This is a genomic window from Aquimarina sp. AWH4_224, from assembly GCF_056160245.1.
On record NZ_JBSWWU010000004.1, the window covers coordinates 1 to 24,299 of the forward strand.

Consider the following 24,299-nt stretch of genomic DNA (forward strand, 5'->3'; position numbering starts at 1 on the left):
ATAAAGCTGGTTTAGTAAGCCTATCTGAAAGTTTTGATAAAGTAAGATGGAAAATTGATCTTACAGGAAACAAAATAAAAGCTACTCATGGGCATTCAATTTCCATATGTCAGGAATTGGTGTCTACTATTCCACCTCAGGTTTTATATCATGGTACCAGTGTCAAGAATCTGGAAGCAATCCTGGAAGTAGGTCTAAAGTCTATGCAAAGACAATATGTGCATTTGTCTGAGGATATGTATTTGGCAAAGGAAGTTGGGCAGCGATATGGTAAGCCGGTCATTATTGAGATAGATACTCCAAAACTTATAGATAAAGGGTGGGAGTTTTATAAAACTGAAGAGAACGTATGGCTGACCAGGGATATTCCTGCTTCCAACCTATCGTTTGAACCTTGGGATTTTGATATTGATCAGGACACCAAAGAAACCGTTTTGAAAGAATTAAAGAAAGAAATAGGTTTAACACATTCACTTTCAAACAAGACCAATAAACTTGAGCTGGTTGCAAGACATGGTTCTAACGATGATTGCTTATTCAAAAACTTAAAAAATAGTGAGTATTATGTGGTTCATCTTACATGGAGTGGTAAAAAAGAAAAAGATGGATGGCCAAGAATTGAAATATATCAAAGTTTTAAAGAGTGGGTCAATAAAAGATTAATATTTGATCAAGAGGATTGGTATAACTAAACATTATCTCTAAATAAAATGGTGGAGCATTTTAAAGATAAATTTAAAAATAAAACAGATGAAGAATTGTACTTCATTCTGGAAAATTCAGATAGTTATAATAAAGATGCTGTACAGGCTGCTGATATCATACTCGAGATGCGCAAAGGGATCAATATTGAGATAGTTGCTGAACCCTTAACAGAAGAATTACATGAAGAAGATGCAAAGATATCTCATTTTGACCTGAAACCTTTTTTGAGAACTTTTAACAGCAAGGATGTACTAACTGCATTTTCTTCAGCTGTTTTATGGACTGCCTTGCAAGAAGGTTTTGCATTTTTCAAAAGTGAAGACTATTTTGACGGTTTGGAAGTTTGGATTAACCTTCTAATATTCTTATTTGTTTTTACCGTTAACCACGTTATTTATCGAATGGACCACAATAGATCAAATAATTATTTGGGTAGAGTGCTTCATAGCTTATTGGTTTTAGCTTTTTTTATTGTGATAAAAAGTTTGTTTTACTCTTTAGTAGATTTGAGTTTTATTTCATTTATCGGAGGACATAACGTTTGGAATTTATTAGGCTTCATTATTTTTATTTCTTTTTCCGAGCTATTAATTGGGGTGTTAAGACGATTTTTTAAATTCATACGATGGGAAATACTCTAAAGATCAAAATAATCATATCGGTTTTCTCGATTTTATTGTTAATGAGTATTGCTCTGATCGAGAATAACTTTTACAAGACTCCTACTTATAAGAGATGGGGCAATTTGGAATGGAATGACTTTAATGGAATTACAAGCCCATTTACAGATTTTGACGCTGCCATTTTTAGTGACATATATTTAGAACAGGATTCATTGAATAATACGTTTAGAGCATATGCGGCTCAAAATAATCAAAGATCTTGGAAAAAGGATCAAGATGAGGACTCTGATGATTTATTAAATCATGAACAATACCATTTCAATATTGCAGAAGTTTATGCAAGAAAAATGAATGCTTTTATTAAAGAGAATCCCGGCGAAGATTATCAGTTTTATGAAGATCAGCTTTCTTTATTTAAGATTGAGGAGCAAGAAATGCAAGATCAATATGATCAAGATTCTGATCATAGTATTTCTAGGGTGAATCAAGTGATTTGGGAGTATAAAATTGATTCTTTATTACAACAATATTCAGATCAGACAGGTGTTATAACTGATTATTATTCAGGTGCTCAGGTATATTTTTCACAAAAACCTGAATTTCAAAATGGTATGGATTCAATTAATGAGAGTAGCTATAGAAATTTTGAATTGCAAAAATATGATATGGAGTTGTCTTTGACTTCATTTCAATATCTGATTCCTGAATTCGATGACATAGAACAAAGCATCAAGGAGTATTATGAGGATAATGATGTTGAATTGAAGTCATTTGAGAAAATTAATGTCAACGATGATATAAAGATATTCGCAACGGTCGAAGATACTAGTTATAACATTTTGGAAAAGAATACTTGGTTGTATTCGAAAGATTATTTATATAAGCTAGTAGCGAGCTATCCTTCGGAATACCAGGAAAATTTTAAGTATGTTAGGATTGTAAATAATTTCATGGACTCATTTAATGTCATAAATACGGATGAATATTGGTTAAAAAAGTTTCAGCATTCAGATATAGATTATAAACATAGAGATTTAACACAAACTAAAGAGGGTGAGGATTGTTTGGTTTATGGTTATGAAAATCAATATGTCTTTTTTAGAGGACCAATCTTTACAAAAAATGGCACCTTAGTTTTGGTTCAGAATATTCCTTCTAGGGACAAAATCGATATTAAGTACAATTTTTTGAGATTACACAATCATGCTTTTCAGTATAACATGGAGGACACACAGGATCAATTTCTAAAGATCCCTTTTGAAAAAGTTCCGAAAAACACTTTCGAAGTTGAATTTGGATTCGTGCCTGATAGTACTGTTGCCAACGACTGTTATGAGTTTAATTACCAAACCTTGGAAATTACTCCTCAACCCCAAACGCCTTAAAAACCATCCTTACCTCATAAGGATATAATAACTGCCTACGTCCTGTATCCAATCCTTTAATTTCCTTTAATTTTAATCGCAGTGTTTCACGACTAATTCCAAACTGTTGAGCAAGTTCAGCTTTGCTCCAAAATCTCATTTCCATTGTTTTGTATTTAAGGTTATATAGGTCTTTTTCAGATCAAAGAACCAAGTATATACTTAGGATATAAACATAGCTCAGAGACCTCACTAAACTACCATAGTTTCTGTAATAAACCATAACCAAAACAGGCTTGTACAATCCCATTTGTTACCTATAGATTGATCGCTTTCCTTTGATTAAAAATCAGTAGATCATGTTCAAATGGATTGCCGGAGGATTGGCCGCTTTTTTCTCGATTAGGTATTTGTCCCGTTTACAAAGGGCAAGTACCAATATTACATCCAGGATACGGGTAAAGATCCATAAGGTCAACCTAACGGGTATCGAATTAAAAGCAGAGGTACAGTTACAAAATCCAAATCCTGTGAATTTGAGAATTCAACATCCTTTTGTAAAGATTTTATTCAAAGATAAAGTGTTGGGCACTTCTACCATCGAGAATCGAGTCATCAAACTGGAAGATAACAGTGAAAAGCGATTTGACCTAAATATTAAATCTGCTGGATGGTTGACGTTGATCCAAATTCTCGGGACTAAAATTGCCAGTGATATCCGAACAGGAAATCCGGTGGAGCTACCCATACAGACCCAGGTTACTACCCGAGTAAATGGACTCCCTTATGAAAAGACAGATAACATCATAGTTCAATTATAATGCAGGCGCAGCAGTCAAGACATATTCATCCCGGTAAGCAATACGAAGCTTTAATTCCAAAGAGCATTCGACAAGATACCGTGATCAAAGGACCAGGAAAGGCAGAGCTTAAAGATACTCTTGAGCTTATGAAGCGGATGATTGTAGAAACGCTGTCGGACACCAGGTTACTAGCTCACAAATTGCGAAGTACTTCGCTGTTCAATACCTGTAAAAATATCTGGTATTTTGTATATCAGCATATCCAATACAAAATGGATAAAAGAGGGATAGAGCAAGTGCGTAGACCCTCTCGAACCTGGGCAGATCGAAAAACGGGTGTGGATTGTGATTGCTATACCGTGTTTATCGGAAGCATTTTGATGAACTTGGATATTCCATTTAAGATCCGAATTACCAAATATGGAGGGAAATCTCATTTTCAACATGTATATCCAGTAGTGTTTACAAAGGGTAAACCAATTATTATGGATTGTGTTACAGATCGCTTTGATCATGAAGTCCCTTATTCACAAAAAAAAGATATTGAGATTAACACTTCTGGTTTAAGTGGTGTGGATACAATTGACATTAGTTTAGATGCTCTGGAGCAACCCAGGATCCCTTTACATCAAATCATTAGGCCCAAGATTTTCCCTTATGTTTATTGTACTTCCAAGACTACCCCAACACCTATCTCAAAAGCTACAAAAACAGGAAGATCGGTATCTCCTTTTCGATTGGAAACTGGAAAAATGATGGATTCAGGAACAGATAAAGAAGGTTTTGATCTCTTGGATTTTTTGATCAAAGCAGGAATTTCTGTAGGACTAGGGATAGGAGTGATACGATTATTAACCAAAAGACAAACATCAAGAACCAGAGTTAAGAACTGATCTTTAAGGATTAGAAAAATGAAACAATTATGGAATTACACCGATTAGATGGATTAGATGCCACAGGCATAGATCATATGGAAATAGAGGATACTACATCTTTTATGGGTAGCATTGAAGAACCCCCTGAGATCGCTTATGAAATTTTGGATGAAGAAGGTAATGTAGTGCTGTATGCTGATGCTGAAGAAAATATCTATGTGATTGATGGTTTGAATGGCTTTTTTAGAAAGATAGGAAGAGGACTTAAAAAATTTGTAAAGAATGTAGGTAAAAAAGTAGTCAAGCCTGTAGTTCGAACCTTTAATCGTTTTTTGAACCCTGCCACTATTCTATTGCGAAATGGATTTTTGTTGGCGATGAAAGCGGATATGATGAAAGTAGCGAGTCGATTGCGCTTTGGATACCTTAGTGAAGCCCAAGCAAAGAAAATGGGCATTGATATTGGTAAACATCGAAAATTAAAAAAGGCCATAGCCAAGGCAGAAAAGATCTATCGTTTGGCGGGTGGTAGAGGTAGAAACCTTAGAAAAGCAATTTTAAAAGGTAAAGGGAATAAAGACAGAAAGGTACCTCTTAGTGGTTTTAGCTTAGGGACTATTGATAGCGAACCTGAAATCTTTAATGATCCATTTGAGAAATTTGTAGTAGAATCTGATCTGGATACTTTTGAAGCTTTTCTAAATAATGAAGTAGCAATTGATGGATTAGGTGCAGTAGCCACCGGAACTGCTATGGCTACAGCTAGTGGAGCAGTAGCAAGTGTGGCCACTATATTAAACAAGATTGGAAACATCTTTGGTCAGGCAAATAAGGTAAAAGATCAGGCTAATGAGATTAGACGACAAGCACAAACCTTATTTCGTAAACCAAGATCGCTACCAAGACTTCCTTCAAGAACACCTATTCGCAACGGGGTACCTAGATCTATTCCTTCTGGTTCTGTGATACGCCCTTCTCCTTTTTCAAGAAGAACAATACCGCGAGTGCAGACAATCTCTCAAAATCAATCCTTAACCAAAACAAATAATACTGAAGGTAAAAGAGGATTTTTTGCAAAGAATAAAACTGCACTACTAGTAGGAGCTGGAGTTTTGGTAGCTGGATCCGCAATAGCAATTGCTGTAAAATCAAACAAACCAAAACGCTCAAAACCAGTATCAGGAACTCCTAAAAAGAGAAACACAGGAAGGGATTCTTTAGGAAGATTCACCAAAGGACATTCGATTAAGAGAAAGAAAAGAGTACAACAAAAAGCCTCGGAGAAACTAGTGCCAAAAGCACTGCTGTAAACCAAGGCTCTGTTATGATTTTGATTTTTAGAATACTAATGCTCGGCTAATTCCAATTCAAAATCTCCCTAACTAAACACATTCAAAAGTAAAGCTACTCTGTAGCGTAAGCGTGAACTAAAGATTAAATTATTATGAAGACAAAAACAAACGTAAAAGATAGTCTACTTGATGTAGGCAAGCATTTAAGTTCCGGGGTATTAGGCATGGTATCCGGATCTTATGTAGGAAGGCATTCCCTCATTCTTGGTGCGCTGACCATTTTTGGGGGAGCCTACTATCAAAAAGATTGGATCGTAACTGCAGGAGCTACTATGGCATTTTCGGGAATGGCAAAGTCAGGTGATCCTCAAACCACCCAAGGTATAGATGGAGTTAAAGATGATTTAGAAGAAGCAAAAGATAGAGCTGTGACTTCGCTTAAAGCCATTGGTAAGAAGTTATATCTGGATAAGTTATCTCCATCACTAGCACAAAAACTCTCCCTTGGGAATCTAGAAGATAGACCTTTGGTTTTTATGGGTTCTGAAGTGGTAGACGAAGGTGATTTTGATACTTCAGAAGTTGATGATATCATCCAGCGTATTGAAGCTGGAGATCCTCTACCTACTGCTGATATCCAAAATGTCATTGAAGGAGTAGATGGAGATATGGCAAGCGAAGATTTTGGAAATATCGATATCGATGCCCTTGATGGGGCTGAAGATATCAGAGAACTCAACGCTATTGCATAAGAGACGAATCATTTCAATCAAACTAATAATTCTTAACAAACATAATAGACTATGAAACCCATGATAAAAAGCTCTAGAAGTCAATTTCTAGAAATTGTAAATGCACATATTTCGCTTAGAGATCAAGCTAAGAAATTTGATCCGGCAATGGTAAAAGTTGCTACGGATATCAAAGAAGGGCGGTTACAATTGGCAGATGCTGCCTATTACTCGATCAAATTTGCGGGTAACAGAGCAAATATCGACATGTTCGAAACCCAGGATGCCAAAGAGATCGGTATTACTAATGTCACTCAATCCAAACTACAAAAGGATCGCTTGTTTTTGTGTAATCGGATCATTCTTTTGGGAGCAGAGATAGAAGGAGATCTTCCTGATAGTGATCTGCAGCTTAAAAAATTAATGAAGCAAACAGACTTTGATAGTATCAAGAAAGTAGCAGGATTACAGAATGGTGTATTCTCTCTTGTAGCCAATAAGAAAACAATTATCGATGAGCGCCCTATGCAGGAGTTTATCACAGACAACAACCAGATGACCAATTTAGGAACGTATTATCTGGAGAGTCCAAGATTCATTCGAGATGATGAAGAATTTGAATTCAATATTGAATTGGGAGAAGATGCTCCAGAGAAAACCTTGCTTAAAGTAGTACTAGCGGGCACCGTAACTATTCCTGCATAATTCAAGAGGTAATGGAGCAAAAAGTAAAAGAAACCCGTATTGCTTTTCCCTTTACAGTAAAAGAAGCAAATAAACTAGTATCGGTAGATAATCTGGAGCTTCCTAAACATACGAAAATAGTAAAGGGAATACAGTTGCTCTCGGACAGGCCAGATAAGTTGTATTACAGAGGGAGTCAACGTATTGAGATTGGAGGAGAAGAACTTTTTCCAGATGGATTTGATAGTAAGATTCTGATGGCCTCTGTAAGCGTTGCTCCAAGAGAACGGTTCTTTGACTTGGGAGAAGTATTGCCGGGAGATCTACTAGTAAAGGTTCGATTTGAAGATAAAGATCATACGCAAGCTCCTTTTGAAGATGGATATAGGGTGACTTTGGTGCTGCTTATTGATGAACATATTTAGAACGAATAATAAAAGGCTAATATGAAATGTTTTAGTAGGTTATACAATAAAGAGGGCAGTAGTTCTGTTATTGTGCGCAGGAAGTTTGTGCCTATACGATTTCAAATAACAAGGGAAAATCAATATGTTAACGCAACTGCCAAACTTCCTTTTACTTTCAATACGCTTGTAGGGCTATTGACTATAAGTAAAGCAGAACCTTGCAATGAAACACCGTATCCACCCACTTATTATTTTGGTATCTCTGATACTGAGATGATAGATGATCAGTTTTTAACCACTGATTCAGGAAATACGTATGATAGCCCATATCCTCCAGATATACGAATTGAAAACACTGAAGGTAAGTGGTGGTATTTTGTACACCCTTTGCTAGATAGAAATCCTTATCAGTTAGGTCCACAAGGGTTTCGCCCTTTAGAAAACCCAAAGCAATTAGAGATACATCACCCAGGACAATGTCTGCCGGAATACTATGCCTTATGGAGTAGACCAGTAACAGCATCGGGAACTATATTTCTATCCTTTTTTCCTGAATCTTAAATAAGAAAGAACAATGGTATTAGGAACCTTACAATTACGACAACCAAGAGGATTGTTTTATCATGAAGATCAGTTACATGTGAGTGATAGTTTTGCCAATAGTGAGAAAGAGGAGCTAACTACAATGGCAAATACGTTTTCCAAGCTTGAAAAATTACCAGAACAATACCGGCTTACTCCGGTAGATGAGTCTGAAAATATAGATTATATCACTGCCACTTTTGAAGATAATGGTCAAGCCAGCTATCCTTATGAAGTTACCGTATGGCTACTAATAGAAGAGGCCACATAGTGGCCATTTGAAATAATAATACGACATCTTACCCATTTGAGTGAGATGTCAAAATTGACGATGTCAATGAGAGAAGAATTTGCAGTTACATATGCCGATAGAAGAGCAAAAGAACGAGGATATGAGAATTATCGAATCGTATATAGAGAATTTGTTATTCCACCTAATGGAGCTTTAAAGTTTCAGGGGTATAATGAGATTTGGTTGGTCACCTACATCTCCTGGGGACTTATTGTAAAATCTCCTTATGGGAGATACACCAATTGGTACACCCAGGGGATTGTAGAAAACACCCATGAGCATGCGGATCGAATAGAAATTATCAATACCCGAAAGTATCAAAGAAAGATTCGGTTTTTACAGGTAATTCTTAAAAAGGAAGAAGATGGAAGTACGCAAGAAAAAACCGGGATCGGTGAGGTTAACAGATGAGCAATACCAAGAGATGTATCAATTGGGTATAAGCAGTGAAAGCGCCTTTGTAAAGTATAAACTGGATCAGGCCCAGGGAAAACTAGAAGTGTTGAAAGGTTCAAAAGAAGAACCAGCGATAAAGACACTTCCTGTGGCTCAGGAAAAAATAGCTCAAAATACTATGGTTGAAGACAAGCTCACTATACAGCGTTTGGTTCTTGAAAACCAGAGTTTAAAAAACAAACTAGAGGAGATCTCAGAGAACAATCAGCAGACCTTAAGTGGAGTAAACCATAAGGTACATGCGATGCTGCAGGAGGAATTAATGAAACGAGACTTTGAAGCATTAAAAACCACTACATCAAAACAGGAAGAGCAAATAGAAAAGTTAGAAGAGGAGCTAAAAAAATCGCGAAAAGAAACTGAGACTAAACAGGAGGAGATAGAAGCTTTGGTCAAGAAATTAGGTTTAGTAGAATTAGGTAAGGCCCTGCTTCCTGGTGCGATATCTGGATTAGCCAAACAATATCCTCAACAAATGAAAGGTATAGCAACCACACTAGGGAGTTTGGGCCTTAAAGAAGCCAATGAAAATACTGATCAAGATCAAGATTATCTGCTTGAAGTATTAAATCACTTGAGCGAAATATTTACCGAAGAGCAGTTTGTACAAGTAGTGCAGCTAATGATGAAGTTAGGAGAGCAGATGGAAGAAGATCAACAGCTCGTACAAAAGATAAGTTACTATATGGATCAACTTAAAGAAAAAAGAAACAATCAAGAATAGAATATGAGAACACCAATAACCATAACCATAGAGGTAAAAGATAAGACAGAAGCGCATCAAGTCAGAAAGGCTTTTGAGACCATGAACAGACATTTTAAAGCTAGAGGGATTATCAAAATGGAGCAGCTTTTTTTAAGTGATGCCTTTATTAGAAATCTGGTTAAAATGAAAATCAATAAACGATAATGGCAGCACCATTGGTGGCATTGGCAAAGGGAGGAATTCAAAGAAAGCCACAAATAAATTTCAATTCCAAAGTGACGACAGTCCTTTTAGCCACAGGTTTGGGACTTGGAATGTTCTTCGGTGTACGATCGCTGGTTCGAAAGCTAAAAAGAAACCATAGAGAGCGACAAGCATTGAATGATGGGAATCCTTCTAGCTATGCCACCCGATTGAAGATGGCCTTTGAGAATGATAATGCTTTTGGATGGGGAACAGATGAGGAAGCTGTATACATAGCGCTGGAGCAGATACCATCTGCTTCTATGATGCGAAAAGTATTAAGAGCATATAAAGACTTATACAATCAAAACCTATCGGCAGATTTAAAAAATGAACTGACTAGTCAAGAATATGCTATTGCCCTGGATATCATCAACTCAAAGCGGTAAGCAAGAGCAATTTCTTTTAAACTTTAAAAAAACTTATAGATGAAAAGAAGAACAATTTCCAAATCAAAACCTAAGCCTAAAAGAGATTCAGAGAATAAACCTCCAAAGAAATATGTAATGTATGGTTTAGGTATTGCAGCCTTGCTCGGTGGAGGGTATTTAGCCTTTCAGTTTTTTAGAAATAAAGCTGCCAGGCAAAGAGGAATAGAAGAACCTATAGCAGTGCCCAAACCTAGAGATATTGTTACCACACCTATATTACCAGTTGCACCTTCCGGAGATTTTCCATTACGAAAAGGAAGCAGAGGATCTTTGGTACAATTACTACAAAAAGCATTGTTAGGTAAAGGAGGGCAAGCGGCTTTGATCATTAAAGAAACCAGTCTAAAAGCTGGACAACCTGATGGTATATTTGGCAGAGGGACGGAGCGTGCGTTACGAGCCGCTGGATTCCCTTCAGTAATCACACAAACGATATTTAGGTCATTGGTAGGCAATAGCAAAGATGGTTCGGCCTTTAATCCTGGAATGATAGCTAATGATATTATTGCAGCAGCCAATACTCGAAATTTGTTTGGAGTTCTAGGTGGGTTAAAGAAAATCGGTACCACAAAACAGTATAGCCAGGTCAGCAACTTTTTTCAAAACATTAGAATCTTGGGAGTAAGAGTTAGCTCATTAGTTAATGCGCTTTTAAGTGTAGCATTTGTAAGAAAGGAACTAGAGAAGGTGAAAATCCGTGCCGAGTTTAGACGAATGGGATTAAAACAAAACAGTCGAGGAATTTGGTTTATACCCTCCTTAGGTGGAGTTGAAGATTTTATGGATGTTGATGATCAGATAGCATACGAATGGAATTTAGCAGTAGCTAATACGCCTACTATACTTCGATCTGAGGATGGAACTTTTATTGTTCCGGAGGTGTTACCAAAGACTGTGGTTGGATATATTACAGGGATGAGGGATGGAGTAACACGAATACTTACACAATCTGGAGAAACCGTTTTTGCTCCAACACAGAATTTAAGTACAGTATAGATTTAAAAATGGATGTTGACCAAAAGTTTACAAATACTAAAAAGCAAACAATACAAGGTTTACCATGAACCTTATCGATTAAACATCGTAGGGTATAGAAGTCGTAAGGTCCGAAGTAATACATTTGATGATGAGATCCATGTGTTTTATACAACAGACAAAGGGAAGTGGGTTTATCATATATTTAAAGCAACTACAGATCCTGGACAATATTGGTTAGAAAATCCTATGCATCCGCAAGGAACGGCATTTTTAAAGAAAGGACAATATATCGACTCTCATAGCTTGGGATTACACAGAGGAGTATATCAAGCATTAGTACAAACAAAACCAGTAAATATTGTAAGAAACTATAATCGAAAAGGATTATTTAAATGGTTTGAAAGTGGAACTCAACACACAGGTAGATTTGGTATCAATATACATAGAGCTAGAAAACAAGGAACAACCAAGGTAATTGATGGATTCTCTGCAGGCTGTTTGGTTTTTGCAAATGCAAAAGATTTTGACCGCTTCATAGGGATTACTAAAGAACATCAAAAACGATACGGGAACTCGTTTACACTAACTCTTGTAGATTTTAGGGATGAGAGAAGAAGGCGATTACAAAAGATTGCTTGGGGATCCTTATTAGCTGGAGGAGCAATGCTACTTATTAATCGATTAAACTAACAATGAGGTTATCAAAAACGACAAAGAAAGCCGGACTGGCCCTTATAGGAAGTATGCTGGGATTTATCATTGCTAAAAGATACTCTCCAAAAGAAACCTATCCCTTTATTTTGATTGGAGGGTTTATTGGAAATTGTTTGGGAGAAGAATTAGTAGAAGAAGATCAACTAGGGCTATAATAATACCAAAAACGAAAACAATGAAAATCAATCTTAAGAAACTATATGTCGTATACAAACCTGTAAAGCATGCTGAAAAAGTAGATGTATTTAGTAATAGACCTACTTCTATACATGATCTGTATTTACAATTCAGAGGAGGGTTGCAACCTAAGAGAATTTATGGGATCTATACTACAATTTCAGAGGCTAAAAAGGTTGCCAGTGGTATTTACAGAAAATACAATATTAAAAGATGATAGTATGAGTGTAACAAAAACAAATACTACCTATTTTGAGGGCGAACAACCAGTAAAAATTAAGGCCTACTACAAATATGAATTGGCGGCTTTATATAATGTATGTACAAAAACTTTTGCATCCTGGATGCATATATACATAGAAGAGTTAAGACAATATGGGTATAAAAAAAGCACCAAACTTCTTAGACCAGAAGTGGTGCGTTTTTTGTTTGAGCGTTTGGGTGAGCCTTGATTTGTAATGGTTAAGTCTTAACTATTACAATTTACGTATTCATCGATCCATAGTTTAGCTTGTTCCTTAAGAATTTGTTCAATGTTGCTTAAATCAGCTTCTGGATAATAGTAATTTTCTTCTTCATATTCAAGTTGTGCCCAAGCATGGTAAATAAGATAAAAAACTGTTAATCCATGTTCATGGTCAATCCGATTATATAGTTTATAAAGTTCATTTAAGTTTTTTCTTAATGAACTATTAATCAGAATTTCGTTCAGGTGGAAATGCGCCTTAGCTATTGTTGAAAATACACCGTACTTTTCTTCAAGATTCAAGTCACTTAATACAGCTGAAACATAAGGTTTAATTTCGTAGCTTTCTACAGGTTTAGAAAATGAGGCTAACATAAGAACATTATCCGAAATAATTCCTTTATTCATTAACTCTAAAGCCCAATCTATTGTTAGATTGTAATCAAAGGATTCAATAGCATTATGCCATTGAATTAAATCATTATATTTTGATTCTTTTTTCATTTTAGATTACACGCATCGCTTCATATACCTAATTGCAGCCGGTTGTTTTTCGGTCTGATAGTAGGGCTCGAACCTACGTCCATCCGGTTAAAGAGCCGGACGCTCTACCACTGAGCTATATCAGACTTAGATAGGTGCAGGGCTCGAACCTGCGTCCATTCGGGTGAAGAGCCGAACGTTCTACCACTGAACTAACCTATCTAATTTCTTTCTGGGAAAAATGTTTCTGCTTCTTTTCCAGAAAAATATTTATGTTTTTTAAGAATAGTTGCTAAATAAGGATTTGAAACTATTACACCGTGTACAAGTTCGGGAGTAGGTTTAAATTCTACAACTCCGTGCATTCTTGGTGATATCCATCCTGATTTTTCTGGATCTATTCCGGCATTTTTACAATATTTTATAACTAGTTCTTTATTACAATTTTCATAGCCTTGAAATACTTGCCAAGGTAATGGTAATTTATTCCATACATCTGTATTTGGGTCAAGTTTACCACCAGTTGAATGATGCCAAGCAAAGACATCTGCAGCCATTAATCTTAATACTTTTCCAAAACAAATTTCATCGAGTATATATTCCATACCAAGTGAATAAATAAGATTCATCCAATTGTCTCTGGCTTTATTCCAAGCTCCAGCAGTATTATTCCACGTTGTTGAATCATTACCTCTTTTCACAATCATTGTCTGCCTATTAATATCGCTTTTTTTCCATATTTCTCCTAGGAAATAAGAGATATCCTGAAGCATACTTGTCCACTTCCCTAATAATTTTCCTTTTTGCTCATCAGAAAGTTTACTTAAAACTTCTTGGCTGGTATAAATATGCGAAATAGCCCACCAATTAGTCAAAACACTCGATTCTTGTTTTGTTTCTTTTTTGAATATCCCTAAAACAGAACTTGACTTTATTCCTTTACAACGATTTAGTAGCATTTCAGAGATTTCATCAAAAGCTCTTTCCTGACTTGTATTTGTAAATACACTTCTAAGGTTACATCTTGAATTAAAATATGCTATAAAACATGCAGAATTGAGATCTTTTTGAAATTCATCATAATCTATGGTATGAGATAGTCCGTGCTTTCCAACTTTTTGAAATTCAATTTTCTTAATTTCTCTACTATACTTGATAAGCTTTTTTTCTAATCGTTTCAATAGCCTCCATTTCTTATTATAGCTCCTTTTGCTTAAATCAAGACCTTTTTCTTTTCGCTGTTCCTTATTTAATCTATCAGTAAGAAAGTTATTTGCACCAACTATTTTGTTAATTAGGGGAGAAACTTCTTCAACAAACTTTTTAATATCATCTATACTATCGTAATCAATAGATTCTTTGTCATTTAATTTAAAGATTTCGATTGTCTTTTCAATTTGCTTTTTTGCGCCCACGGCTGTTGCAAATTCTTGCATCATTGATGTATATCCAAAAAGAGTCTTTTTCAGTGAACCTTTAGTCGCCTTTCTCAAAATGTCTTTTTCTGAAGAAGAGAGGTCATCTTCTAAAACTTCAAAAATTATTTGAGCTACATCCTCCGGACGTTTCCTTTGTTTTAGAGTTTTATGTAGTTCTTCTAATGCTTTCATTTAATAAGATTTTAAATCTTATGTAAGTTTATCAGCTAAGTGCGTAGTCTTTTTGCGTAGTTTGTTTAATTTACTACAACGTTTCTTGTATGTCCCGTTTGCTTCCCTAAAGAAGTACATATAATAGACAAATTGTTGCTATAGGTTTTTTATCCACAACATTTTTTGAATTTAATTCCACTTCCACAAAAACAGTAATCGTTTCTACCGATATTTTTAATGGTTTCTGGAAAATTCATTTCATATTTTTGCATTAATGGTCTATAATAATCTAGATCAAATTTTTGAGCAAAATCAGCATCAAATGCCACAAGATCCGAGTCGGATCTTTTTTGAAGTTTTGTTCTTAGATAACCACTAAAAAACCCCAATTCACTTTCAGCGACAAAGTATTTTGAATTAAGGGTACGTTTTTTAAAATAATCGAATAAAGTTTCAAAATTGTGTATGTATTCCATTATAATTTCAAGGTCAAAAATGCTCATTGTAATCGGAGTTACTTCTTCTTTATGAAAAAACAACCTAGTGTGAGCTGTAATTGAAGGATAACTATCCAACACTATAGAAGCTGAATAAATTTCATCTATTTTTTGAAATTCGATCTTTTCCCCATTAATTTTATATTGAAAGTAACACTTGTCATCTAAAATTAGTTCATAAGGTAATATAGCTTGATTGTATGCGTCTTGAACTGCAAGTTTAAAATCTTTTTCGAACGTTTCGATATTGCCGTTCTTAGATAGTTGACTTAATCTTTTTGATTTAACCTGGAAAATCAACATTTTATTACCTTTTACAACACAAACATCAATATCAGTTATAGTCTTTGCCTTTACTTCTTTTACTTCGACTTCTGAATGAATGAATTTCTGATTAATTTTTCTTGACAGCAATTCTGCTACAATTAATTCTGCAATATTTCCTCTATTTTCTAGAGCTTGACTTCGATATTTTTTATCTTCTATCATCCAATAGAAGGGGCTGTCGTAAATTGCTTCGGCTAACGTATATGGCAACGGAATAATATAGCTATTCTGTGTCTTGATTACTGGTCGAATTTTGAATTGGTTTAAATCTCCAATTCCGTTAAAATTTTGATTTAGGATTTCAGTTTGTTCAAATGATAGAGCATCTAATATTTTAATAAAATTTGGATTCTTCTTGAAAATGTAATTATTGAAATTAAAAGTGTAGAGTTCGGCAAAATTATCTCCGAAATCCTTTACATTTAGTTTGAGATTTATGATTGATTTTAAACTGACATAAAGTTTTTTGGCATCCGTAATGTTGAAGTTTTTATTATTCAATAACCATTTTCTATCATTCGAATATTTGGTTTCTAAAAAATTCATGAATTGATAGTCGTATGCACCAGAAGGTGCATAAAAGACTGTTTCTCTAACACATTCAGGAGTTGTCCTAAATGCCAAATGATAATTTTCATATTCTCTAGGATTAGGAAAATGTTTCAAAAAAGTTAGATGATATTCATCCATTAATTGATGAACTCTTTTTGCCCTAGTCTTAAAGTGTTCTTTGGTAAATATTTTTTTATGGCCGTTTTTTAGCCAAAGCCCAAATAAAAAGGTTATTTCATTTTCGTTTAAAAGAGCCCTAAAATCTCGGTTTGTTAATTGATCTGTATAACAATTAAGGTTTTCTCCAACTAAATAAAGTAAGACTTTTAGAAAATCAGAATGAGATGAAAACTCATTTAGTTTAGTAATAATTTCTTTTTCATCTCGCATTCTTATTAAATGTATGGCAACGTTAAGTGTATGAAGCATAGCATCCCGAAGGATGCTATAATTTCACGTACAATATTATCTCTAGTTTTTATATCAGAACTCTAAGTTTTGAATTTCCTTTTGAAAAGTTACAAAACCTCTTGATTACATCTAAGGGCAAACCAAAAGCTTCTGCTAATTCGGCATCCGAATATTCTAAATCATTCTTATGCATTTTGTAAGCGGTTTTAAAAAGCTTAGGTTCATCAATAAATACTTTTATTGGTTCATTTTTTCTGCCCCATTTTCTACTTAATTCAATGTTTAAATATCTGTATCTGTCAATAGAAATACTTCCATTATCTTTGGCACTTCTAATTATAGATGCCATTGAAGTCAACCAATACATTTTCAACTCTGCAAGATCTGAAAGTTTTAAATTTCTCAAGGATGACTTTATATGTTCTCCAGGCATTAAAAACTCTGAAGCAAAATCATTTGCTTCGTTTTCAACATTTCTATATTCTGGTATAATAAAATTCCCTGCAATATGCATTATTATATGACCTAATTCGTGAGCAATAGTGAACCTTTTCCTATCGTTGCTGAAATTTCCGTTAATGACAATTACAGGATTTCCTTTATCAGTAAGAAAAGAAACTCCATCGAATTTGTTTGTTGTGTCAAATTCTACGACGATTATACCGTTACTTTCTAGTAGGTTAAAGATATTTTTAACAGGTTCATCAATTAGCAAACCAATTTGTTTTCTTGTATATTTTGCTATCGTTTTTGGAGAAAAACCATCTTCCACATCTATTGGTTTAAGATTGAAATCAGGCCATTCAAGGGAACTTGTCATCTGGTCAATTATAAATCCTATTACTTTGGTGCTATACTCAATATCTAATCTAATAGCTTTAGTAATTGCTGATTTTTTTCTGTAATGCGCGTTTTCAACTCTGTTAGAAATCTTCTTATTAAAAAACTTTTCAGGAAAATCTAAAAATGAAATTATTTTTTGAATGATTTCTTCGGAAAGAGTACCTAAGCCCTTTTCAAATTTTGATAAATTTGATTGAGATAGTCCTTTAATATTAGAAGCTAAATCAGTTTGCGAATACTTCCTATATTCACGCGCAAAGATTAACTGCTTATAATTAATTTCCATTTCTTCATTTTATTTGTTTGATAAAAATAGGTTGCATCCAATTCTAATTATTTATTTGAAACATTTTTTTTAACAACTTCCGGCCGTAGTTTCGGAATGGCGACTTTTTCCTCTTTTGGAATAGAAATTGTTTTGGTGGTTGAGATATTATCTCTATTAATTTCCCATTTTACCTGGTCTTCATCGATATAGACAAGTTTAGGATTTATTATTCTTCCTATTTTGTCTTTACTGTAACCAAAAAATAAGATTGGCTCTGCCACAAAAGTGGTGTCATCAAACAGCGGAATTGATAGTTGCTGAGAGATAGCATTTACAGATTTGGTTTTAATATTCATTGGCAACCCTTTTTGATTAAACTTCTTAAAAAGGATTATATATCCATTAATACGTAGAGTGAAACGCTTGTATTTGCCAAATTTCCAATTTTTTGGAAAGTATTCTTGGATACTTTGAATCATTTTGGAATTTAAAAGCGACGCTTCAAATCCTCTAGCTCTTGCCTCTGGAGGCGTTTGAACAACCTCTTCTTGATATTTTTTCAGAGCACTGTAAAACGCTGAAAACATCAGTAAAAGTTCATTCTTTAAATCATTTTTACAACCTTTCAATGAGGCTAACCGTCTTTTATATGACGGATTTTCGGTTTTTTTTTGTATCTTTGTATTCATAATTACAAACTACCTTTTTAAATTATACAATAATCGGATGCAACCGATTTTCCATATCTCTGTTAGCGCAGAGATATTTTTTAATCTACAAATATATAAAAAATAATTTAAATTGTATAATTTATTATATAATTTTTTATAAAAATTGTATGCATTAAGTATTACGAGCTTTATTCGTTGTGTTAAATTAGCAAAGTTATGTTAATGAAGTGATTGTATATCCAAATATTAAGAAGTATAGTTATCCAAAGGACTTTATATTTGAGAAAGTAAAATAATAAAAACAACGTCTTGTAAGCTTTGGTCTTTTTTTGATGATAATCGTCAATCAGGAATGATCAGGAAATTGCTAGTGCTTAGTTTTTTATCATTGCTGAAATCTAGCAAAAATGATAGGATCTCCATTAGACAGGCCAATCAAAACCCCGATCACATATTATGGAGGTAAACAAACCATGTCCAAATTAATAATCTCATTAATTCCAGATCACAATTTGTATTGTGAACCTTTTGTAGGTGGTGGTGCAGTATTCTTTGCGAAGGAGCGAAGTTCTGTAGAAGTTATTAACGATTTAAATGGTGATGTGGTTAATTTTTATCAAATATGCATACAAGAATTTTCTAAACTAAATAAACTGATCCAAGCCACACCGCATAGCAGGAAGTTACATTCAGAAGCTGCAAGGATACTTAAAAATGGAAAGGAAAAAGATAATATAAAGAGAGCTTGGGCATTCTGGGTACAAACCAATATGAGTTTTTCTGCAAGGATATTTGGTGGTTATGCTTTTGAGCGGAAAACTAATGGAGTTTCCAAAGCTATTTTTAATAAAAAACAAGCATTCACTAAAGCAATTTGCGATCGTTTGGATTTGGTAGATATCGAATGTAATGATGCCTTAAAAGTGATTCAAAGCAGAGATACAAAAGATAGCTTCTTTTATGTGGATCCTCCTTATTTTAATTCAGATATGGGGCATTATGGAGGGTATACAGAAAATGATTTTAGGGACCTATTAGAACTTCTAAGTAAGATCAGAGGGAAATTTCTGTTGAGTAGTTATCCATCCAACATTTTAAGTGAATATAAAAGTAGAAACAACTGGTTTCAATATTCCTTAGAAAAGAAGGTAGCAGTCACAAAACAAACGGATAAAAAGAAGACTGAAGTGATTACTGCCAACTATAATATCAAAAGGAAAATTAATAATCTTTCTGGGATTGTCAATACAGAAAATATTCGATTACACTCCAAGGCTTTAAAATTTAGACTATTGAATCATAAATAATCAGGAACAAAAAGGAGGTAACTAGAAACCGATAGACCTGAGCTTTCTAGTATTGTTTTATGAAAAAAGAAATTATCTCTTTCGAGAACTATCAAAAGCAAGTCAATTCTACTACCATTACTAGTCTTCCTAAAACTTTGCAAGAAGGCCATCAATTTCTTTTGGATGCAAAAGAATTTTATCATATTGAACCATTAGTAAAGGAAACTATTAACTTATATCTTGATAGATTAAATACGCATTTATCTAGAAAGAGGAATGAAAATATTTTGGGAGAGGTTTCATTGATTGAATTAGAGTTTATAAAACGGTTCCTGGAGATGCATAGAAAAATTATATCTCGAGAGGAATTGAAACACTATATTTTTGATCTCCAAAAAGCAATTTTAGAGAAACAAATTACCAAGGATTCCCAAGTAGCAGATCACCTTACCTTAATACAAGAAAAACTCATTAAACAGCATAACAATCTAATTTTAAAAGAACAAGTTAGGATTGTTATCAACAGAAAATGGTTACGACAGTTAAGGAGCATTCTTAAAGATCCTTCCAAACTTGATAATACTATTAATGGGTTGGAAGGTGATCAAGAAAAGAATAGGTCTTTAAATTTATTCTTGCCAATCAATGCACAGCACATGGCAAAATCAAAAAATACGTTTAGACTCAATGGAGCTCTTGGAGAACTTTTAGGGGATCTAGAGAAATTTGAATTAGCCATAACCATAGAAGGTGATCAAGGGGGAGGGAAAACCAGGTTTGCTTACCAGTTGGCAGATGGCTTTGCTGAGATTGGGAATCGAATAGCCATCTTTTCTCTAGAGATAAGTAGTAAGTCTGATCTGATTACCCGTATGAAAGAAGAATACCTTCAACCAAATAATCAAAACAACATCTTTATTTCAGATCAAATTCCTGAAGGCTATAATACGATCTCAAAAGCAGCAAAAGATTTTGATGTAATTATTATTGATAGTTGGAACAAAACAGGATTGCCCTCACAAGATTTTGATAGACTACGAAAACAACATCCTAACACTATTTTTATAGTTATCTTCCAACGAACTACCCAGAAAACCATACGAGGGGGTACAGCTCCACTTTTTGATGCCGGGGTCAATATTGAAGTGGTTAAGGTTGATGATACTTTTGAGAATAATTATGCGGTAACTACTAAGAATCGGTATGGAATTACAGGGATTAAATACAATGTTTATACTCAAAAATAATACTGGTTTAAGTAGGTGAAGGGCTTAAAAGTACAATCCCGTCATAATGAATTTTATGTGTTCAAAGTATAAATATTTAATAGGAAAGAAAGGTGGTAATATAAAAAAACACATAAAATGTTATGCATTGTGGAAAACCATAATAAAACTATTGATAAATTATTGACATTGTCAAACAACAAATGTTTAATATAAATATTTTAATGAGCCAATGGCTAAGAAAAAACAATTAAGGGAACTAAAATTACATTTAAATACTTTGCGTTTCGATCCTTATAAAGAGTATGAAGGAAAATTAAATACTCAATCCATATTGAAAGGAGTATTTGATTATTTGAGAAATGAAAGAAATGAAGGTAAAGGACATTTAATAGATAAACATAAAAATCAGGATAAGCCAGAACCTAGGGAAATATATATGGTTACCCATAGATTTTATCCTAAAGAAAGACAGATTCGATGTTCCATGGCGTTACTTAGAAAGGGGAAACAACCTAAGCTAAAACCGAATGATGATTATAAACTTATACCGCTAAGTTCTATAGGAGGAGATATAGCAGAAGAAACTCATTTTTTTATAGATTTTAGTGGCTCAAGATGCATTGTATGTGCTGAATATAATCATAATGGCCCTAGATTAAGTGATTTTGAATATTATCTTCGTAATGTGGCAGGTCCAAATAATTTAAAAATTGCTAAAGCTACCACTGTTACAGCACTTTTTTCTAGCAATATTGAGGAAACTTTAGAAAGTTTACAGAACGTTTTACAAATGGATATTAAATTAAAGCCCGCTAATCTTGCAAAGATGGATTCAGATGTTCGGAAAAACTATTACTCTTCAATGGTAAATATTGAAAAGGAATTTAAACCAAAGTTTTTTCGGATCAAAACCTATTATCAAATACCAGGTTCAGGAAATACTGTTGATATAAATTATGAAGCTAATAACTGGTTTAGGGAGATGTTAAAAGTCTTTAAATCTAGAAGTAGAAATAAAAAGCTTTTTGATAATTTTGAGGTGAAGTATGAGGACAAAGAAGGGATGGAAAACATTTTTAATTTATCGAAAAACAGAGAAGAAATCATTTTAAAAATAGGAGCATACGATGATTTAAAAAATAAAGAAATGTATAATTTGGTAAAGCCAGCACTTGATCAATTTATGGTAAACTTTTATATGGATGATTGATAGATATTTTAGATATACCATTTTAATAGATATTATAATCTTTTCACTCGCAATTGGCGTGTGCCATTTTTTGATGGTAAAAAATTTATTGACAATACCAAAAGAAGAAACTTTACTATCTATTACTTCAGACATTGCGAATGTAGCTTTTACTTCTGCAGGATTTGTTCTTACTTTTTTAACTCTTTTGGTTAGTTTTAAAATTAGCATTAAGCCAATTAAAAAAATAAAAAACACCACCCTTGAGGACACATACAAAAAAGCTCCTTTGTTCGATCTGTTTTTAAATTCTGAGTTGTACAAAGAAACTATTAAGCATCTCAAAATAGGGATAAAAGAACTCATCATTCTTGCAGTAGTAGGTTATTCGTTAAAATTATTTGTTCCTAATTTGAACGTACTTACATTATTTTATTTTAATGTTACAGGAATCATAGCGATTGCACTAGTTCTTTGGAGGAGTGTGCTAGTTCTTTCAAGTGTACTTTCAATTCAAGATAAGAATAATGAGAACTAATCTTGTACCATATATACAATATCTTATTTTATCTGAATTTAGAGGAAATTTGGGAACTAGTATGATTGTTTAGATATAAAACTTTAAAAGTTCAATGAAGTAATGATTTGTAAACTTTGTAAGAATAATGAGGCTAATAAAAAAAACTCTGATATAATACCTAAGTTTTTAGGTAAAAGATTGTTTGAGGGTAATAGTCCGAGATATTCATTGCAAATTGATACAAAAGGAAAAACTAGGCAATTACAGGACACTCCGAAAGAAGATTATATCTTTTGCGAAAATTGTGAGAAACGTATATCTATTCTTGAAACCTTCTTTGCTAGAAAAATTATTTCCATTAATGATTATGGCAATAGAGCTAATGATTTTGATATTATTCAATCTGATCAGGGTTTAATATTGAAGTGTAAAAGAATTGCTCCTTTGGCCAATAAGCTTTTCTTTTATTCTATACTTTGGAGGGTTTCCATTTCGCAACTACCAATTTATAAAAGTTTTAAATTGCCAAATGAGATTGAAGTCCAGTTCAGTTCTTTTCTGAATAACCAATTAAAACCTAATCATAAAGAATTAATTAAATCATTTAATACACCAGTTCATATGCCTAAATATCATTTTATAATTTTCAAACCTATAGTTAAAAACCAATTTAGTCGTGGGGTGTTTACACCCTTTCAAGCTTCAGAGGATTTGTATGTAATATTTACCCCGGATATGGCAATATATTTATATACCAAAGAAGAAACAGTAAGTATGAAATTAAAAGAGTTCACAAATTATCAAGATGATGAAGTTTTTGTTAGCCTTTGTAGTATCGAACAATGGAAAAAAATCAATCAATTTGTGATTACTAAACTATTAAATTAAAGGTTCAATAAAACTATAAAATATAATGGGATATGTGGACTATTACACGTATTCCACTTTTAGGCAAAAATCAATGAAAATCGAAATCCAATTAGAGCTTCCCTTTGTTACAAGAACTTTAGATAGTTCTGATATCAATGTACCAGAAAAAGTAAATTTTAGAGGAACTGACTTTATCTTTAAAAGTAGTCTTAACCAAACAAGCACATCTACTTTCATATCATTCAATTATGAGATTAATGGAAACAATTTTAGTGACGAGGTTAAAACTAAACTTACTCAAAAGGCAATTGATTTAATTAATCATTATATCTATCACGCAAAAACGTTCGAGCATTATTCAACCGATATTGTTCAAATTTCACCACGAAACACAAAAAATGTTGTTTTAGAAATAACTGATAAAAATGATAATATAATCCTCAAAGAAGTAGTGGAATTACGACAGAAAAAACCTAAATATTTTCAAGAATTTTTTGACTACCTCAATGAACCGGGCGCATTCGACGCATTCGAAGATTTAATTAAGGATGAGGATGTTTATTTATTATATATCAACCTTCTTTCAGATGCCTTCTACGCAATTTATGAAGGTAGGTATAATGAAGCCGTAATAAATTGTTGTACGGCAATGGAGTCTTTAATTTTTCCCAAACTAACAGATTGGTTATCAAATAAGTTTCATCATACAAGTAAAAAGAACGCTGAACTTGTTCTGATTGAAATTCCAATGAACTTAAAATATGAATTAGTTTTTGGCGATTTGGAAAAGGATTTACTTTCCGTTCATGATGAATTGCTAGAGAAATTAAAAGGAATAAACCAATTAAGAAATAAAATTGTTCACAATGGAGAAAAGGCTTCAAAAAAACAAGCTGAGGATGCATTAAATTATTCTTCCAAATTTATTTTTATAGTATTTTTTAAAGTAGAACCAGATTCATTTACTGAAGATGAGAGAAGATAAAAACCTGTGAGTAACTACGGTTCTAAGCAATGCGGGATGATAAA

The 24,299-nt window shown here is 33.5% G+C and carries 32 protein-coding genes and 2 tRNA genes; 26 read left to right on the forward strand and 8 right to left on the reverse strand.

Going from position 1 to position 24,299, the window contains the following annotated elements:
• From ACXAGJ_RS08855 to ACXAGJ_RS08865, 3 genes are all read left to right on the forward strand, one after another.
• Positions 1–692 (forward strand): RNA 2'-phosphotransferase (locus ACXAGJ_RS08855; RefSeq protein ID WP_474839018.1); only part of this gene is annotated, 692 nt, incomplete at its 5' end.
• A gap of 18 nt (positions 693–710) precedes the next feature.
• Complete coding sequence (locus tag ACXAGJ_RS08860; protein WP_474839020.1) at positions 711–1,346, forward strand: hypothetical protein; 636 nt, start codon at positions 711–713, stop codon at positions 1,344–1,346.
• Positions 1,331–2,713: a hypothetical protein gene (locus ACXAGJ_RS08865; protein ID WP_474839022.1), complete on the forward strand. Its 1,383-nt coding sequence runs from the start codon at positions 1,331–1,333 to the stop codon at positions 2,711–2,713. Before ACXAGJ_RS08860 ends, ACXAGJ_RS08865 begins: the two co-directional genes overlap by 16 nt.
• Here the strand turns inward: ACXAGJ_RS08865 and ACXAGJ_RS08870 are convergent.
• A complete protein-coding gene (locus ACXAGJ_RS08870; protein ID WP_474839024.1) occupies positions 2,688–2,852 on the reverse strand; it encodes a hypothetical protein in 165 nt (54 codons plus the stop codon). The two genes, ACXAGJ_RS08865 and ACXAGJ_RS08870, sit on opposite strands and share 26 nt — an antisense overlap.
• A 199-nt stretch (positions 2,853–3,051) precedes the next feature.
• On the opposite strand from ACXAGJ_RS08870, the gene ACXAGJ_RS08875 reads away from it, so the two are divergent.
• The 17 genes from ACXAGJ_RS08875 (at position 3,052) to ACXAGJ_RS08955 (ending at position 12,515) form a co-directional block, all read left to right on the forward strand.
• Positions 3,052–3,513, forward strand: a complete 462-nt coding sequence (locus ACXAGJ_RS08875; protein ID WP_474839026.1) for an LEA/WHy family protein — start codon at positions 3,052–3,054, stop codon at positions 3,511–3,513.
• Positions 3,513–4,388: a hypothetical protein gene (locus ACXAGJ_RS08880; protein ID WP_474839028.1), complete on the forward strand. Its 876-nt coding sequence runs from the start codon at positions 3,513–3,515 to the stop codon at positions 4,386–4,388. The genes ACXAGJ_RS08875 and ACXAGJ_RS08880 overlap by 1 nt, the downstream gene beginning before the upstream one ends.
• A gap of 29 nt (positions 4,389–4,417) precedes the next feature.
• Complete coding sequence (locus ACXAGJ_RS08885; RefSeq protein WP_474839030.1) at positions 4,418–5,680, forward strand: hypothetical protein; 1,263 nt, start codon at positions 4,418–4,420, stop codon at positions 5,678–5,680.
• Between the two features lie 134 nt (positions 5,681–5,814).
• Positions 5,815–6,414, forward strand: a complete 600-nt coding sequence (locus ACXAGJ_RS08890; RefSeq protein ID WP_474839032.1) for a hypothetical protein — start codon at positions 5,815–5,817, stop codon at positions 6,412–6,414.
• Positions 6,415–6,465: 51 nt separating this feature from the next.
• Positions 6,466–7,098: a hypothetical protein gene (locus ACXAGJ_RS08895; RefSeq protein WP_474839034.1), complete on the forward strand. Its 633-nt coding sequence runs from the start codon at positions 6,466–6,468 to the stop codon at positions 7,096–7,098.
• A gap of 11 nt (positions 7,099–7,109) precedes the next feature.
• The gene (locus ACXAGJ_RS08900) at positions 7,110–7,502 is read left to right on the forward strand and encodes a hypothetical protein (protein ID WP_474839036.1); all 393 of its coding nucleotides are present in this window, start codon (positions 7,110–7,112) and stop codon (positions 7,500–7,502) included.
• A gap of 21 nt (positions 7,503–7,523) precedes the next feature.
• Positions 7,524–8,045: a hypothetical protein gene (locus tag ACXAGJ_RS08905; protein WP_474839037.1), complete on the forward strand. Its 522-nt coding sequence runs from the start codon at positions 7,524–7,526 to the stop codon at positions 8,043–8,045.
• Between the two features lie 13 nt (positions 8,046–8,058).
• Complete coding sequence (locus tag ACXAGJ_RS08910; RefSeq protein WP_474839039.1) at positions 8,059–8,337, forward strand: hypothetical protein; 279 nt, start codon at positions 8,059–8,061, stop codon at positions 8,335–8,337.
• A 66-nt stretch (positions 8,338–8,403) separates the two neighbouring features.
• Complete coding sequence (locus ACXAGJ_RS08915) at positions 8,404–8,769, forward strand: hypothetical protein (protein WP_474839041.1); 366 nt, start codon at positions 8,404–8,406, stop codon at positions 8,767–8,769.
• Positions 8,723–9,538: a hypothetical protein gene (locus ACXAGJ_RS08920; RefSeq protein ID WP_474839043.1), complete on the forward strand. Its 816-nt coding sequence runs from the start codon at positions 8,723–8,725 to the stop codon at positions 9,536–9,538. The genes ACXAGJ_RS08915 and ACXAGJ_RS08920 overlap by 47 nt, the downstream gene beginning before the upstream one ends.
• Before the next feature lie 3 nt (positions 9,539–9,541).
• Entirely contained in the window at positions 9,542–9,724 is a 183-nt protein-coding gene (locus ACXAGJ_RS08925) for a hypothetical protein (protein ID WP_474839045.1), read from the forward strand.
• Positions 9,724–10,152, forward strand: coding sequence for a hypothetical protein (locus ACXAGJ_RS08930; RefSeq protein ID WP_474839047.1), 429 nt, complete (start codon positions 9,724–9,726; stop codon positions 10,150–10,152). The genes ACXAGJ_RS08925 and ACXAGJ_RS08930 overlap by 1 nt, the downstream gene beginning before the upstream one ends.
• Positions 10,153–10,191: 39 nt before the next feature.
• Complete coding sequence (locus tag ACXAGJ_RS08935) at positions 10,192–11,190, forward strand: peptidoglycan-binding domain-containing protein (protein WP_474839049.1); 999 nt, start codon at positions 10,192–10,194, stop codon at positions 11,188–11,190.
• A 12-nt stretch (positions 11,191–11,202) separates the two neighbouring features.
• On the forward strand, positions 11,203–11,862 hold the full coding sequence (locus ACXAGJ_RS08940; RefSeq protein ID WP_474839051.1) for a hypothetical protein: 660 nt from the start codon (positions 11,203–11,205) through the stop codon (positions 11,860–11,862).
• 2 nt (positions 11,863–11,864) lie between these two features.
• Positions 11,865–12,041: a hypothetical protein gene (locus tag ACXAGJ_RS08945; protein WP_474839053.1), complete on the forward strand. Its 177-nt coding sequence runs from the start codon at positions 11,865–11,867 to the stop codon at positions 12,039–12,041.
• A gap of 20 nt (positions 12,042–12,061) precedes the next feature.
• Positions 12,062–12,280 (forward strand): hypothetical protein, encoded by a 219-nt coding sequence (locus ACXAGJ_RS08950; protein WP_474839055.1) that lies wholly within the window; start codon positions 12,062–12,064, stop codon positions 12,278–12,280.
• A gap of 4 nt (positions 12,281–12,284) precedes the next feature.
• Positions 12,285–12,515 carry a DUF4248 domain-containing protein gene (locus ACXAGJ_RS08955; protein WP_474839057.1) on the forward strand — a complete coding sequence of 77 codons (231 nt, stop codon included), beginning with the start codon at positions 12,285–12,287 and terminating at the stop codon, positions 12,513–12,515.
• A 17-nt stretch (positions 12,516–12,532) separates the two neighbouring features.
• Here the strand turns inward: ACXAGJ_RS08955 and ACXAGJ_RS08960 are convergent, their stop codons facing one another.
• The 7 genes from ACXAGJ_RS08960 to ACXAGJ_RS08990 all read right to left on the reverse strand — a co-directional run bounded on the left by ACXAGJ_RS08960 (position 12,533) and on the right by ACXAGJ_RS08990 (position 18,191).
• Positions 12,533–13,033 (reverse strand): hypothetical protein, encoded by a 501-nt coding sequence (locus tag ACXAGJ_RS08960; RefSeq protein ID WP_474839059.1) that lies wholly within the window; start codon positions 13,031–13,033, stop codon positions 12,533–12,535.
• A gap of 52 nt (positions 13,034–13,085) precedes the next feature.
• Positions 13,086–13,158, reverse strand: a tRNA-Lys gene (locus tag ACXAGJ_RS08965).
• 3 nt (positions 13,159–13,161) lie between these two features.
• Positions 13,162–13,234 (reverse strand) — tRNA-Lys (locus ACXAGJ_RS08970).
• Positions 13,234–14,622 (reverse strand): hypothetical protein, encoded by a 1,389-nt coding sequence (locus ACXAGJ_RS08975; RefSeq protein ID WP_474839061.1) that lies wholly within the window; start codon positions 14,620–14,622, stop codon positions 13,234–13,236. Before ACXAGJ_RS08975 ends, ACXAGJ_RS08970 begins: the two co-directional genes overlap by 1 nt.
• 149 nt (positions 14,623–14,771) lie before the next feature.
• The gene (locus tag ACXAGJ_RS08980) at positions 14,772–16,370 is read right to left on the reverse strand and encodes an SEC-C metal-binding domain-containing protein (RefSeq protein ID WP_474839063.1); all 1,599 of its coding nucleotides are present in this window, start codon (positions 16,368–16,370) and stop codon (positions 14,772–14,774) included.
• Positions 16,371–16,458: 88 nt separating this feature from the next.
• Positions 16,459–17,520, reverse strand: coding sequence for an XRE family transcriptional regulator (locus ACXAGJ_RS08985; RefSeq protein ID WP_474839065.1), 1,062 nt, complete (start codon positions 17,518–17,520; stop codon positions 16,459–16,461).
• 47 nt (positions 17,521–17,567) lie between these two features.
• The gene (locus tag ACXAGJ_RS08990; RefSeq protein WP_474839067.1) at positions 17,568–18,191 is read right to left on the reverse strand and encodes a hypothetical protein; all 624 of its coding nucleotides are present in this window, start codon (positions 18,189–18,191) and stop codon (positions 17,568–17,570) included.
• Between the two features lie 389 nt (positions 18,192–18,580).
• On the opposite strand from ACXAGJ_RS08990, the gene ACXAGJ_RS08995 reads away from it, so the two are divergent.
• From ACXAGJ_RS08995 to ACXAGJ_RS09020, 6 genes are all read left to right on the forward strand, one after another.
• The gene (locus ACXAGJ_RS08995; RefSeq protein ID WP_474839069.1) at positions 18,581–19,480 is read left to right on the forward strand and encodes a DNA adenine methylase; all 900 of its coding nucleotides are present in this window, start codon (positions 18,581–18,583) and stop codon (positions 19,478–19,480) included.
• Positions 19,481–19,539: 59 nt separating this feature from the next.
• Positions 19,540–20,709, forward strand: a complete 1,170-nt coding sequence (locus tag ACXAGJ_RS09000; RefSeq protein ID WP_474839071.1) for an antirestriction protein — start codon at positions 19,540–19,542, stop codon at positions 20,707–20,709.
• 211 nt (positions 20,710–20,920) lie between these two features.
• Positions 20,921–21,901, forward strand: a complete 981-nt coding sequence (locus tag ACXAGJ_RS09005) for a hypothetical protein (RefSeq protein WP_474839073.1) — start codon at positions 20,921–20,923, stop codon at positions 21,899–21,901.
• Positions 21,894–22,418 carry a hypothetical protein gene (locus tag ACXAGJ_RS09010; protein WP_474839075.1) on the forward strand — a complete coding sequence of 175 codons (525 nt, stop codon included), beginning with the start codon at positions 21,894–21,896 and terminating at the stop codon, positions 22,416–22,418. The genes ACXAGJ_RS09005 and ACXAGJ_RS09010 overlap by 8 nt, the downstream gene beginning before the upstream one ends.
• A 102-nt stretch (positions 22,419–22,520) precedes the next feature.
• Positions 22,521–23,288, forward strand: coding sequence for a hypothetical protein (locus tag ACXAGJ_RS09015; RefSeq protein WP_474839077.1), 768 nt, complete (start codon positions 22,521–22,523; stop codon positions 23,286–23,288).
• A gap of 73 nt (positions 23,289–23,361) precedes the next feature.
• Positions 23,362–24,255, forward strand: a complete 894-nt coding sequence (locus ACXAGJ_RS09020) for a hypothetical protein (protein ID WP_474839079.1) — start codon at positions 23,362–23,364, stop codon at positions 24,253–24,255.
• The last annotated feature ends 44 nt before the right edge of the window (positions 24,256–24,299 follow it).

Coding starts and splice junctions, on each gene's coding strand:
- ACXAGJ_RS08950 (WP_474839055.1), top strand. CDS start 12,062: ATGAAAATCAATCTTAAGAAACTATATGTCGTATACAAACCTGTAAAG.
- ACXAGJ_RS08975 (WP_474839061.1), bottom strand. CDS start 14,622: ATGAAAGCATTAGAAGAACTACATAAAACTCTAAAACAAAGGAAACGT.
- ACXAGJ_RS08885 (WP_474839030.1), top strand. CDS start 4,418: ATGGAATTACACCGATTAGATGGATTAGATGCCACAGGCATAGATCAT.
- ACXAGJ_RS09005 (WP_474839073.1), top strand. CDS start 20,921: ATGGCTAAGAAAAAACAATTAAGGGAACTAAAATTACATTTAAATACT.
- ACXAGJ_RS08980 (WP_474839063.1), bottom strand. CDS start 16,370: ATGCGAGATGAAAAAGAAATTATTACTAAACTAAATGAGTTTTCATCT.
- ACXAGJ_RS09020 (WP_474839079.1), top strand. CDS start 23,362: ATGAAAATCGAAATCCAATTAGAGCTTCCCTTTGTTACAAGAACTTTA.
- ACXAGJ_RS08945 (WP_474839053.1), top strand. CDS start 11,865: ATGAGGTTATCAAAAACGACAAAGAAAGCCGGACTGGCCCTTATAGGA.
- ACXAGJ_RS08960 (WP_474839059.1), bottom strand. CDS start 13,033: ATGAAAAAAGAATCAAAATATAATGATTTAATTCAATGGCATAATGCT.
- ACXAGJ_RS08895 (WP_474839034.1), top strand. CDS start 6,466: ATGAAACCCATGATAAAAAGCTCTAGAAGTCAATTTCTAGAAATTGTA.
- ACXAGJ_RS08890 (WP_474839032.1), top strand. CDS start 5,815: ATGAAGACAAAAACAAACGTAAAAGATAGTCTACTTGATGTAGGCAAG.
- ACXAGJ_RS08865 (WP_474839022.1), top strand. CDS start 1,331: ATGGGAAATACTCTAAAGATCAAAATAATCATATCGGTTTTCTCGATT.
- ACXAGJ_RS08860 (WP_474839020.1), top strand. CDS start 711: ATGGTGGAGCATTTTAAAGATAAATTTAAAAATAAAACAGATGAAGAA.
- ACXAGJ_RS08880 (WP_474839028.1), top strand. CDS start 3,513: ATGCAGGCGCAGCAGTCAAGACATATTCATCCCGGTAAGCAATACGAA.
- ACXAGJ_RS08985 (WP_474839065.1), bottom strand. CDS start 17,520: ATGGAAATTAATTATAAGCAGTTAATCTTTGCGCGTGAATATAGGAAG.
- ACXAGJ_RS08905 (WP_474839037.1), top strand. CDS start 7,524: ATGAAATGTTTTAGTAGGTTATACAATAAAGAGGGCAGTAGTTCTGTT.
- ACXAGJ_RS08955 (WP_474839057.1), top strand. CDS start 12,285: ATGAGTGTAACAAAAACAAATACTACCTATTTTGAGGGCGAACAACCA.
- ACXAGJ_RS08995 (WP_474839069.1), top strand. CDS start 18,581: ATGATAGGATCTCCATTAGACAGGCCAATCAAAACCCCGATCACATAT.
- ACXAGJ_RS08900 (WP_474839036.1), top strand. CDS start 7,110: ATGGAGCAAAAAGTAAAAGAAACCCGTATTGCTTTTCCCTTTACAGTA.
- ACXAGJ_RS08870 (WP_474839024.1), bottom strand. CDS start 2,852: ATGAGATTTTGGAGCAAAGCTGAACTTGCTCAACAGTTTGGAATTAGT.
- ACXAGJ_RS08875 (WP_474839026.1), top strand. CDS start 3,052: ATGTTCAAATGGATTGCCGGAGGATTGGCCGCTTTTTTCTCGATTAGG.
- ACXAGJ_RS08990 (WP_474839067.1), bottom strand. CDS start 18,191: ATGAATACAAAGATACAAAAAAAAACCGAAAATCCGTCATATAAAAGA.
- ACXAGJ_RS09000 (WP_474839071.1), top strand. CDS start 19,540: ATGAAAAAAGAAATTATCTCTTTCGAGAACTATCAAAAGCAAGTCAAT.
- ACXAGJ_RS08915 (WP_474839041.1), top strand. CDS start 8,404: ATGAGAGAAGAATTTGCAGTTACATATGCCGATAGAAGAGCAAAAGAA.
- ACXAGJ_RS08910 (WP_474839039.1), top strand. CDS start 8,059: ATGGTATTAGGAACCTTACAATTACGACAACCAAGAGGATTGTTTTAT.
- ACXAGJ_RS08920 (WP_474839043.1), top strand. CDS start 8,723: ATGGAAGTACGCAAGAAAAAACCGGGATCGGTGAGGTTAACAGATGAG.
- ACXAGJ_RS08925 (WP_474839045.1), top strand. CDS start 9,542: ATGAGAACACCAATAACCATAACCATAGAGGTAAAAGATAAGACAGAA.
- ACXAGJ_RS08935 (WP_474839049.1), top strand. CDS start 10,192: ATGAAAAGAAGAACAATTTCCAAATCAAAACCTAAGCCTAAAAGAGAT.
- ACXAGJ_RS09010 (WP_474839075.1), top strand. CDS start 21,894: ATGATTGATAGATATTTTAGATATACCATTTTAATAGATATTATAATC.
- ACXAGJ_RS09015 (WP_474839077.1), top strand. CDS start 22,521: ATGATTTGTAAACTTTGTAAGAATAATGAGGCTAATAAAAAAAACTCT.
- ACXAGJ_RS08940 (WP_474839051.1), top strand. CDS start 11,203: ATGTTGACCAAAAGTTTACAAATACTAAAAAGCAAACAATACAAGGTT.
- ACXAGJ_RS08930 (WP_474839047.1), top strand. CDS start 9,724: ATGGCAGCACCATTGGTGGCATTGGCAAAGGGAGGAATTCAAAGAAAG.